This window comes from Mycobacterium sp. 141 (assembly GCF_000382405.1).
Taxonomy (GTDB): Bacteria; Actinomycetota; Actinomycetes; order Mycobacteriales; family Mycobacteriaceae; genus Mycobacterium.
On the sequence record NZ_KB908276.1, the window covers coordinates 63,214 to 73,836 of the forward strand.

Annotated in this window: 11 protein-coding genes and 2 pseudogenes; 6 read left to right on the forward strand and 7 right to left on the reverse strand. The window is 63.6% G+C overall.

All coding sequences use genetic code 11. The annotated features are described in order from the left end of the window. Positions 1-18: 18 nt before the first annotated feature. Together H276_RS0120765 and H276_RS0120770 are read left to right on the forward strand one after the other, a co-directional pair. Positions 19-1,023: a Gfo/Idh/MocA family oxidoreductase gene (locus H276_RS0120765; RefSeq protein ID WP_019973210.1), complete on the forward strand. Its 1,005-nt coding sequence runs from the start codon at positions 19-21 to the stop codon at positions 1,021-1,023. 43 nt (positions 1,024-1,066) lie between these two features. Further along, positions 1,067-1,756, forward strand: coding sequence for a thioesterase II family protein (locus H276_RS0120770; protein ID WP_255327488.1), 690 nt, complete (start codon positions 1,067-1,069; stop codon positions 1,754-1,756). A gap of 20 nt (positions 1,757-1,776) precedes the next feature. Here H276_RS0120770 and H276_RS23395 read toward each other — a convergent pair whose 3' ends face one another. After that, positions 1,777-3,258: a PE-PPE domain-containing protein gene (locus tag H276_RS23395; protein ID WP_196807968.1), complete on the reverse strand. Its 1,482-nt coding sequence runs from the start codon at positions 3,256-3,258 to the stop codon at positions 1,777-1,779. 261 nt (positions 3,259-3,519) lie between these two features. On the opposite strand from H276_RS23395, the gene H276_RS0120780 reads away from it, so the two are divergent. The 3 genes from H276_RS0120780 (at position 3,520) to H276_RS0120790 (ending at position 5,854) form a co-directional block, all read left to right on the forward strand. Then, positions 3,520-4,053 (forward strand): helix-turn-helix domain-containing protein, encoded by a 534-nt coding sequence (locus H276_RS0120780; protein WP_019973213.1) that lies wholly within the window; start codon positions 3,520-3,522, stop codon positions 4,051-4,053. Between the two features lie 93 nt (positions 4,054-4,146). Beyond that, positions 4,147-4,938, forward strand: a complete 792-nt coding sequence (locus H276_RS0120785; RefSeq protein WP_081625520.1) for an aldolase — start codon at positions 4,147-4,149, stop codon at positions 4,936-4,938. Positions 4,939-4,969: 31 nt separating this feature from the next. Next, entirely contained in the window at positions 4,970-5,854 is an 885-nt protein-coding gene (locus tag H276_RS0120790; protein WP_019973215.1) for a dihydrodipicolinate synthase family protein, read from the forward strand. 36 nt (positions 5,855-5,890) lie between these two features. Here H276_RS0120790 and H276_RS23400 read toward each other — a convergent pair whose 3' ends face one another. From H276_RS23400 to H276_RS0120815, 5 genes are all read right to left on the reverse strand, one after another. Further along, a complete protein-coding gene (locus H276_RS23400) occupies positions 5,891-6,448 on the reverse strand; it encodes a peptidoglycan recognition family protein (protein WP_231376728.1) in 558 nt (185 codons plus the stop codon). Between the two features lie 121 nt (positions 6,449-6,569). Continuing rightward, positions 6,570-6,986 (reverse strand): DUF5313 domain-containing protein, encoded by a 417-nt coding sequence (locus tag H276_RS0120800; RefSeq protein WP_019973216.1) that lies wholly within the window; start codon positions 6,984-6,986, stop codon positions 6,570-6,572. A 14-nt stretch (positions 6,987-7,000) separates the two neighbouring features. Next, positions 7,001-7,492 carry a MarR family winged helix-turn-helix transcriptional regulator gene (locus H276_RS0120805; RefSeq protein ID WP_019973217.1) on the reverse strand — a complete coding sequence of 164 codons (492 nt, stop codon included), beginning with the start codon at positions 7,490-7,492 and terminating at the stop codon, positions 7,001-7,003. Between the two features lie 67 nt (positions 7,493-7,559). Further along, the gene (locus H276_RS0120810) at positions 7,560-8,813 is read right to left on the reverse strand and encodes an MFS transporter (RefSeq protein ID WP_019973218.1); all 1,254 of its coding nucleotides are present in this window, start codon (positions 8,811-8,813) and stop codon (positions 7,560-7,562) included. Beyond that, complete coding sequence (locus H276_RS0120815) at positions 8,813-9,442, reverse strand: GntR family transcriptional regulator (protein ID WP_019973219.1); 630 nt, start codon at positions 9,440-9,442, stop codon at positions 8,813-8,815. The genes H276_RS0120810 and H276_RS0120815 overlap by 1 nt, the downstream gene beginning before the upstream one ends. A gap of 97 nt (positions 9,443-9,539) precedes the next feature. Between H276_RS0120815 and H276_RS0120820 the strand changes: the two are divergent. Then, positions 9,540-10,325, forward strand: a pseudogene (locus tag H276_RS0120820) (LysR family transcriptional regulator ArgP); the annotation flags it as partial. A 21-nt stretch (positions 10,326-10,346) separates the two neighbouring features. Here H276_RS0120820 and H276_RS0120825 read toward each other — a convergent pair. Continuing rightward, positions 10,347-10,623, reverse strand: a pseudogene (locus tag H276_RS0120825) (IS1634 family transposase); the annotation flags it as partial.

Sequence of the window (10,623 nt, forward strand, 5' to 3'; positions counted from 1 at the left end):
GGCCGACGGCCTCGGGCAGTGGTTGTCGGAGCCACCTTCGGCGCGGTGTATGCCGAGGCATTGTCGCTGCCGGACTCGCCGGTGGATCTGGTGGCGCTGGTGTCAACCGGCTCCTCGGCGTCGGCGGATTTGGCCCGCAGCGTCGGCGTGCCGCTGTACACAAATATCGATGACTTGGACGACGTGGATATTGCCTTCGTCGTCGTGCGCTCGGGTGTCGTTGGCGGCCAAGGCGTTCAGATCAGCGAGGAGTTGTTGAGCCGAGGGATCCACGTTCTGCAAGAGCAACCGGTCCACGCCGACGAGATCTTGGCGCTGCTTCGGACAGCAAGAGCGAATTCTGTGCTGTACGCAGTCAACGACTTCTATAGCCACGTTGAATCGGTGCGTCAGTTCGTATCCGCTGCACGCTCATTGGCGGCGCGATCACCGATCGACTATGTCCACGCGCGATGTTCCCTACAGGTGATCTTTCCACTGTTCACCGTGCTGGCAAGTTTTGTCGGGCCGCTGTCCCCGGCTAGGGTAGTGGTCGCAGACCACTCGGGCGGCCCGTTCGCATCCGGCCGAATATACTTGGGTCCAGTGCAAGTCGATATTCTCGTACAGAATGAACTGTGCGCGAGCGATCCCGATGGCTACGCCCGGTTGATGCACACTGTCGCTGTAGGAACCTCAGCGGGAGAACTGGTTCTCGAACACACTCACGGGTCGACGTGGTGGTACCCCAGACTGCATCCTGCTGATGACGAAGTGGACCGACCGCTGACTGAACTCGTCGGTGTTGGCTTCGCGCCGACCCGCGGGGTGGTGAGAAATGAGCTGTGGCCTTCCGCAGTCCGCAGGGCTGCAACAGAATTCGTCGCTGCAACCAAAACCACTCGTAGTCCGCTATCGCAGCGATTCATTCGTGCAACCCGACTATGGTCAGAATTCACGTCGGCGATTGGTCCGGTGAATCTGATCGATCCGCAACCGCTCATGACCATCCGTGCCTCGGAACTCGCGCGACTTGACTGCTGAGGTCAGACCGCTGTCCGCTCCGACAGGCAGGAACTCCATCGTAGTGTTTCCACATGCGGGCGGTAGCCCCCGTTTCTACGCACAGTGGTCGAAGTTGTTGCCGACGCAGATTGGTCTTTACGGCGTTACCTACCCCGGTCGCGACATGTTGGTCGACCATCCCATGCCTGATACGCTGACCGACCTCGCGTCGAAGTGCGCTGAGCAATTGGACGCTCTGGTGCGGTCATCGCAGGCGGTGGTGATATTCGGCCATTCAATGGGTGGCTACGTGGCGTTCGAGACGATCCGGACACTCGAACGCGCCGGAACCAGCGTCACCGCGCTCGTGGCTTCTGGTGTGAACGCCCCGCACCGTAACCGTATGGAGTCATGGCATCGCGCGTCCGACGATGACTTGGTCGCGCACGTGGTCGATCTGGACGCTACGAGCCGGGAAGCCTTCGCGATCCCGGAGCTGCGGCGGATGCTTCTGCCCGTCATTCGGCAGGATTTCCGCCTGGTCGAGACCTATCGGGCCGACCACGGCGCTCAAGTTACCTGTCCCGTACACGTTTTCAACGGTGCCGTCGACCCGGAAGTGACAGCGGCTGATACCGAGGACTGGAAGCTCTGTACGAGAGTGGGTTGGCAGTCACGTTCTTACCCGGGGGATCATTTTTATGTCCGAGACAGCGGCCCGCAGATTGTTGCGGACTTGTCGGCGATTCTGCGATCGGCGGGATTCGGTTGATGAACTGCAACGTGATGTCATCAACGATCCTGCGATGGGCCGGAACCAGCCAACGACCTGACGCGGGCTGGCCCTTTCTTCATCCCGCCGTCCTGACGGGGCTTGGGCGGTTGGTGCACGGGCCGGGTGGGCCGGGGTCCAAGACCGCTAGCGGAGGCTGCCGATGTGGCTCTCACGATTGCCGGCTTTCGGGTCGCATCGGAGGTTATGGCCGAGAGCCCGGTTTCGAATGACTTGATGGTCGGGTTCAGACTGCGGGGGAGCTGCGCGTCACGGCGGGGCTTGATTTTTGTGCTGAGCGAGCGGTCGGTCCGAGGTTGCTCTCTCGCGACAACTGTCCCTGCGATGCGCATTTGGACGTCGTTGTCGGCTGTTCCGTCGGTCTCCTCATTGACACCCGGGACATGTGCAGATGGTAGATAGGGATAGCTGTCGGGCAGTTCTGAGGTCGGCAATGCGCCCACCTCGACAAGTGCAGCGGAAATGCCTTGTCTGACACCCTTTTCAAGGTTGGCAAGCACGGTTTTCGTATTGATCTTGGGAAACAAGCCTGCCGGAGTGGGGGTGTCTGCATAACCGTTGCCATAGCCGAGATCGACGACCACCCTGAGACTGGGTTGAACGAGTTCGGCCAGCGCGTTGCCCACGCCGGGGATGAGGCGGACCGGCTCCAACATCGGCAGATTCTGTGTGAGTATCTTGTAGTAGCGGGTTTGCCCACCGTCGACGTAGTAATCGGGAGATGTCGGCAGCTGCACTGCCGTGTCGGGTCCGGGTACCACCGGATAGGTGTCCGGCGGGATCGTGCCGTTGATCTGAGCCGTGAACGTCGGGATGAAGTGCTGCTGTATGGCTCCCGCGATCGCGTTGATATCCGATACGACGTTCAGGGGGTACTGGGGTGCGTCGGCGTATCCGTCGTATTGAATTGTGTAGATGTCAGTAGGGTACGGGGTATCAGGTGGCGTTGCGCCGTTGAACGTTTCGTCGAGGATCGGAATGTAGAGGCCGCTGAAGCGCTGAAATAGGCCACCATTGGGGTTGTTCGGGTTGCCGACCAATATGAAGGACACCTTGTCGGTGTCCGGGTTGCCGGCTTCGGCCAGTGCTCGGATCTCCTCGGTGGCGATGACGGCGCTCTGCGAGTACCCGAATACGACAACGTCGTTTCCATCGGCTAGGTTCTGGCGGAGGTTCTCGTCCAGCAATGTAACCCCTGTTGCCACTGATTGATTGAAAGTCATGTTGCCGAGCGTGGGGGTCAGCGGAAATCCTTGTTCGGGGGTGAACAACGCCACCGAGGTCGTCCCAGGGAACTTCGGCTGAATGTAGTGGCTGTCGACTTCGCCCAGGTAACGGAGATCCGGCCCTGGGTTTCCTGTACCCCCCATGATGAGTCCCGTTTTAGCGTAGGCGAATACAGCGGTTGTGCTGAGCAGAGTCAAGACTGCCAGGGCAATGAAGAGCGTCGCTGCGATCGGTCGGAGTCTGCTGAGCCTCATGTGACCTCCCCGAATATTTGGTAGGTCCGCGCAGATCATGCGAGCCGGCAAAACCACCGTTTGAACTTCTCTAGATCCCTGGGCGCTTCACGATCGGAGTGGCCCACGAGCACACTATCGAAAATGATTTTCACTGTCGATGGAAAGTCGAGCGCGTCCTAGCTGCAGGTCGCCGGACGCCGCGGTGCTTTCGAGGACACCTGGTGTCTGATCGGTGATTCGGTAAACTCGGCTGGCGGTGACAGGAATGCAGGAGGTGCGATGAGTGCTCTGCTGCGCTCGGTGCGTCAGCAACGGGGGATGACGCTTGAGGAACTGGCTGAGGCGACCGGGCTGACCAAGAGCTACCTGTCGAAGATCGAACGACAACGTTCTACGCCGTCGATTGCCGTGGCGATCAAGGTGGCCCGTGTCCTCGACGTCGACGTGGCGCAACTGTTTTCCGAAGATCCCGAAGTGGCGACGTTGTCGGTGGACCGTGCGGGAGACCGTCCGTCCGGCCGCTACCATGCGGTCGCAGCCGGCATGCTTGGAAAGGCGATGTCACCCTTCATTGTTCATCCCACCCGCGAGTTCAGCGAGCATCCGCACCCGGCTCATGTCGGCCAGGAGATGGTGTTCGTCCACGCGGGATCGGTGGAGCTGCGCTACGCCGACCAGGTCATCACGCTGAATGCCGGCGACTGCGCATACTTCGACGCCGCGCAGCCACACCAGCTCCGTCAGCGGGGTTCGGCGCGTAGTGAGGTGTTCGTGGTCGCGCAGGCCGACTTCGGCCGCTCCCGGCAAGCCTGACCGGCCGCCGGACTGCGAAACACTATTGACGATAGGACACAAAGTGTCCTATCGTCACAGTTGTGTCAAACAGTCCTCGGAAAGGCTTGGGAGATGACTGCCACTACAACCTTTGGTGATTCGAAACAGGTGTTGATGCGACGTGCGCTGGACGCACTGTCGAGCCACGTACAGGATTCCCCGCTGACAACGCGCCAGAAGCTGGCGTTGACCTGCCGGGCGCTGTTCGACGCCGGCCATGACTCTGGCCTGGCTGGACAGATCACGGCACGGGCCGAGGAGCCGGGAACCTACTACACCCAACAGCTCGGGCTCGGATTCGACGAGATCACCGATGCCAACCTGTTGGTGGTGGACGAGGACCTCAACGTCCTGGACGGACAGGGTATGGCCAACCCCGCCAATCGGTTTCACTCATGGATTTACCGAGCCCGCCCGGACGTCCAGTGCATCGTGCACACCCATCCGTTCCACGTCGCGGCGCTGTCGATGCTCGAAGTGCCGCTGCAGGTTTCGCAGATGGACATGGCACCGCTGTACGACGACTGCGCGTTCCTGCCCGACTGGCCGGGTGTTCCGGTAGGCAACGAGGAGGGTGAGATCATCAGCGCCGCACTGGGTGACAAGAAGACCATCCTGCTCGCACACCACGGCCACGTGGTCGCCGGCGCCAGCGTCGAAGAGGCGTGCTCGCTGGCGATGCTGATCGAACGCGCCGCCAAACTGCAACTGGCCGCGATGGCGGCGGGCACCATCGCCGAGTTGCCTCCGCGACTGGCCCGGGAGGCCCACGACTGGACTCTGCGGCCCAAGCGCAGCCAGGCCAACTTCGCTTACTACGCGCGACGTGCCCTGGTGCGTCATCCCGACGCGCTGACCAGCTGATCCGTCCAATTATCACCGAGGGACCTGAAACATGGCAAAAGACAAAGATATTCATGGAATCCTGGCGTATCCGATCACGCCGTTCACCGCCGACGACGAGGTCGACACCGGCAAGCTTGCCGCACTGGTCGATCGATTGGTGGACACCGGTGCGCACGGCATCGTCCCGCTCGGCAGCACGGGTGAATCCGCGTATCTCACCGAGTCGGAGTTCGACACAGTCGTCGACATCACGACAGATGTGGTCGGCGGCCAGGTGCCGGTCATCATCGGTGCGTCCGATCTCACCACGGCCAACACGATTCGCCGCGCGCAGTACGCTCAGCAGGCCGGGGCTGACGCGGTGATGATCCTGCCGATCTCCTATTGGAAGCTCTCCGAACGCGAGATCGTCCAGCACTACGCGAATGTCGGCGCCTCGATCGACATCCCGATCATGGTTTACAACAACCCCGCGACCAGTGGCATCGACATGAGCCCCGAACTGCTCGTGCGAATGTTCAACGAGATCGACAACGTCGCAATGGTCAAGGAATCCACCGGCGACATCACCCGCATGCAGCACATGGCCGAACTCACCGACGGACGGCTGCCGTTCTACAACGGCAGTAACCCCATGATCCTCAAGGCCTTCAAGGCTGGAGCGAAGGGATGGTGCACGGCCGCACCCAATCTGCTGCCGCAGCCGTGCTTGGACCTGTATGCCGCGGCGCAGGCCGGTGACTGGACGAAGGCCGAGGCCATCTACACCGAACTCAAGTCGTTCCTGGAGTTCATCGTGGCGGGCGGGCTGCCCACCACTGTCAAGGGTGGTCTCGACCTGCTGGGCCGAGGTGTGGGGGTGCCACGGCTGCCACTGCTGCCGCTCGACGCCGCCGGCCGCGCCGAGCTTGGCCGGCTGCTGAAGACCGCCTGACTCAGCTGCCCACGATGTCGGCGGGCTGCGTTGTTGTCACCGACATCCATACCGATCGCTGGTCCGGGTGCGATCGGGCAGCCGGTCTGCGATATCGGCCCTGAGCTGGTCCATGCTCAGCGACGGATCGTGTTTGGTCGGGTCCCATTCCTTGTGTCCGATCACATGTGACGCGGGCTGCCCGATCCTGCCGACGATTGCCGCGCAGCACTGCACATAGGCCAGGTACTGCTCCAGCGGATACGGCTTCTTGCCTTCGCTGACGGCGTGGACGCCGATGGTGTGCGCATTGGCCTTGTTGGCCGGAAGGCCCGGGTGCGACCCGTGGCCCGCGTGGTAGGCGATGCCGGCAGCGATGACAGTGACGGAGCCGTCGCGAGCAACGAGTATGTGCGACAACGGTCCTGGCAGGTCGGCGGTGCCGTCGGCAACTGCGCCGGGGGCGACGGTGTCGTCCCCGGTGTGGTGGCACACCACGCCCCATACGTCGTCGATATATCCGTGCCCACGTCGGCGCCAGCCGTCGATCTCGGTCACGGTCAGCCCGTCGGCCCGCAGGACGTCCGCGAGCCAACCCAAGTCATCGATGGCCACAGACCCTCCCTGGAACGCTGCCTGGCTGCGAGATCGAGCATGGTGCGCGATGGATTCATGCTCGTGGCTCGGCCACGTGGGAGGCCTGAGTAGTGCGGTACCTGTTTTTGCTGGCGTCGATTCAGAACGGGCTGCTGTTCGCTTGGAACTTGGCCGATTCCGGCCGGGGTCCGAAGCGCCGGATGTAGTCCTCGTGAATGTGGGCTTCCTTCTTGTACTTGATCTCGTCGACCAGGTTGGGGTCCAGATTGTGCTGAGCCAGCCGGTGGCGGCGCCACACCTTGTTCAGCGCCAGCGCCATCAACAGTGACCAGATGTAGATCGGCACCGTCATCTCGGTATGGACGTACAGCGATGCCGGCAGCAGCCACAGGGGCGCGAGGATCAACAGCGGTGGGATCGCCATCCGGACCAGGTGACGACGTACCGCGCCGTGGTCGGCCAAGTCGTGCGCCACCCACTCGCGCATCGAGTCGGGTAGGCGCCGGCCGTACGCGTAGGTCAGGTACTGAATCGGATTGGGGTGGTCTTTCGCCATGACGACTCCTCGGGTCAGGTGGTAAGTGCGTTGGCAGCCAATGCCGCGGCGTTGATCCGGGTGAGTACCCGGTGCAGCTCCTCGAGCTCGGCCATGTCGACGCCCAATCGAGCGACGACGGCCGGCGGGATCTCCAAAGCCCGGTCGCGCAGGGCGATCCCGGCGTCGGTCAGGCCGATGGCGGTCGAGCGTTCGTCACCCGTGCTGCGGGTACGGGTGATCAGGCCCAGCGCCTCGAGTCGCTTGAGCATCGGCGACAGCGTCGCGGATTCGAGCTGTAACGCTGCGGCGATCTGTTTGACAGACAGCGGTAGCAGGCCGCCGGCATCCGACCGGTGGTGATCCCACAGTGCCAGCATCACCAGGTACTGCGGGTGGGTGATGCCCAGCGGTTCCAGCAGCGGCCGGTAGACGGCTTGCACGGCTCGGTTGCTGATGGCCAGTGCGAAACAGACCTGCCGTTCGAGGGCAAGTGGATCGACCTCCACCGAGATCTGTGTGGGCATGATTGAAAAGTACCCTAATAGTTAGGGCACTATCAATATCTCGTGCGTCACTCTCGCGATGAGGCGATCAGGAGGGATGGGGCCCGAGGTGCTTGGACCAGCCCGAGGCGCAGCACGCCGCGCACAGGGCCGCCAAGAGGCCGAGCGCGGTCAGCATGGCCGGGTAGCTGAAGTAGTGGGCGAACGCGGCCAGCGCGGCCGGAAGCAGGAAGCCGAGATAGGCCAGCGAGTAATACACGCCGGACAGGCCCGCAAGTTCGTCCGGCTCGGCGATGCGCTGAATCTCCAACAACCCTGAGACGATGGCGATTCCGTAGGCGCTGCCGAGAAGCATGGCGACCAGCAGGGCCACCAGAGGGGAGCGGGTTATCGCGGTGACCACGGCCGCGAACACGCCGAGGGCCATCAACACCATCGAGACCACCACGGCGCGAGCGGTCGAGCGGTCGTCGAGGCGTCGCGCGATGGGCTGCACCAGCACACCGCATCCCAGCGTCAACACCGTGAGGCCGGCCGTGTAGAGCAACGCCCAGGAGCCGAGTTTGTCGGCCACCAGCGCGGGGACGATCGCGTATGCAATGCCCGCGGAACCAAAGACCCACGGCGCCATGGGAACAACGACATGGATGAACCTGCGGTGGCCGGCGCTGGGCACTTTGAGGCTTGCCATGAGGGGCAAGGCGGAGGTGCCGGTGCGGGTTTCGGCGGAGCGACGCAGCACTGCCCACAGTGCGGGCAGGCACAGCACCGCATGGACGAGGTACGTGAGCACCAGCGGATAGGGCGCGAAGACGGCGAGCAGTCCCGAGCACAGCGGACCGACACCGAAGCCCAGCGAGAGACAGATCGACGCACGGCGGGCGCCCGCACCGGGGGAGGCGTGCTCGAACGGCGGCCTCGACAGCTCGGTGATCCACGCCGAGCCGACCGCCATCGCGATGCCGACGGCCAGCCCGCTGAGGAGCCGGCCGGCGAACAGCGCAGTGAATCCCCAGCTGTCCCCGATGGCCAGGATCACGCTGCCCAACGCGGAGCTGATCAGCCCGGCGACCATCGCGGGCCGTCGACCGTGCCGGTCGGACAGTGCGGAGGCGACGAGCAGACCGGGAACCAGCCCGATGACGTAGGCACCCAACAGGATGTCAACGTCGACACGGGTGTACCCGGAATGCTGTGCGTAGGCGATCAGCAAGGGCGTGAACTGATTTCCACCCCAGCCGATGCAGAACGCAGCAGCGGCAACGGCAATCCAGGGCCGCGCCTGGTGGCGTTGACCGCGTTCTGACTCGACGGACTCAGCGGCTTCGTCGGTGCACGTCATCAGAGCACCACCCGATAGGTCGCTTCGAGGTGTGCGAGCAGGGTGGCCTCGAATGCCTGGACGTCGCGTTGCCCTATAGCCTCGGCGAGCTGCCCGTGCTCATCGACGAGCCGGGCCAGCCGTGCCGGATCGGTGCGCGCGGCGTCGGTCATCATCCGGCGTTGCCGATCGCTGAGCGAACCATAGAAGCGCTTGGCGATCGAATTGCCCGCCACCTCGACGATACGACGATGAAAGGCGTCGTCGGCCGCCGCGAACTGCCGGGCGTCTCCTGCTGCGGCCCCTCGTCGCTGCTCCTCGACCAGGTCGGCCAGCTCGGTGAACAGTGCGTCGATCGACTCGGGCGAACGGCACAATCGCCGCACCGCAGCGGTTTCCAGCGCGAGGCGCATCTCCAGCACATCGTTGGCGTCGTGGGCGGAAACCGGTACGACGACCGCGCCGCGCCGTGGCAGCAGATCGAGCAGGTCTTCGGCCGCGAGCCGCAGAAATGCCTCATGGACCGGGGTCCTGCTGAGACCGAGCTCGGTGGCCACCTCGACCTCGCTCAGCAGCTGCCCACCCCGCACCTCGCCGGACAGGATCTGATCCTTGGTCGACTGGTAGGCACGCTGGCTGGACTTCTGCACGGTGGACCACCCTACGCCTATGCATGCAAGGATGCATGCAAGTAGTTCGTGTTGTGACCGAATCCACTGCAGGGGGAGCCCGTGGTTAGCTTCGAACATGCGCATCGACGGCCAGCAGCTCGCAGCGCTGGCCGCCGTGATCGAGTCGGGCAGTTTCGACGCCGCCGCGGTGCGGCTGCACGTCACGCCGTCGGCGGTGAGCCAACGCATCAAAGCCCTGGAGCAACGTGTGGGCCAGGTCCTGGTGGTCCGGGAAAAGCCTTGCGTGGCAACCCCGGCCGGAGTCCCGCTGCTGAGATTGGCGGCGCAGACCGCACTGTTGGAGTCTGAGGCGCTGGCGGAGATGGGCGGCGACGCGGCCCCGTGGACCCGGATTGCGCTGGCCGTCAACGCCGATTCGATGGCGACCTGGTTCACCGCAGTGCTGGCGCGACTACCCAATGTGCTGTTCGACATCCGCATCGAGGATCAGGACCACTCGGCACAACTGCTGCGCGAAGGCGTGGTGATGGGCGCGGTGACCACCGAGCGCAGGCCGGTGCCGGGCTGCCGCGGGTACCCGCTCGGTGCCATGCGGTACGTGCCCGTGTCCACTGTGGGTTACGTCGACCGGTACCTACCCGACGGATTCACCGCGGCAGCCGCCGCGCAGGCGCCATCACTGGCGTGGAACCGCGACGACGCGTTGCAAGACAGCTTGGTGCGCAAGGTGTTCCGCAAAGACATCGCCCGCCCTACGCACTTCATCCCTACCGCAGAAGGATTCGGCGCGGCAGTGCGCGCCGGGTTGGGGTGGGGCATGTACCCCGAGGAGCTCGTCGAGGATTCCTGGGTCCCGATCGCTCCCCAGTACCTCGACGTTCCGCTGTACTGGCAGTGCTGGACCTGAGTTTGGACATTTCGCTTAGTACCCAGGTTTGAAGCCGAGGTCGGTGAGGATCTTGCGTTCGGTGTCGGGAATCTCGGGTGGGAAGGTCTGTGTGGCGCCGTTGATGGTGATGGTCGCCGAGCGCAGCGGCCGCAGTAGCTTGATGACTTTGGCGACCGACAGTCCGGTGCGGGTTTGGATGGCGTGAGAGACGGCCAGCGCGGCGAACACGATGGTCAGGTGGGCCTCGATGGCATCGCGCATGCGGTTGAACATGGGCCGGGCAGTGAGGTCGGTCTTGGACATCCGAAAC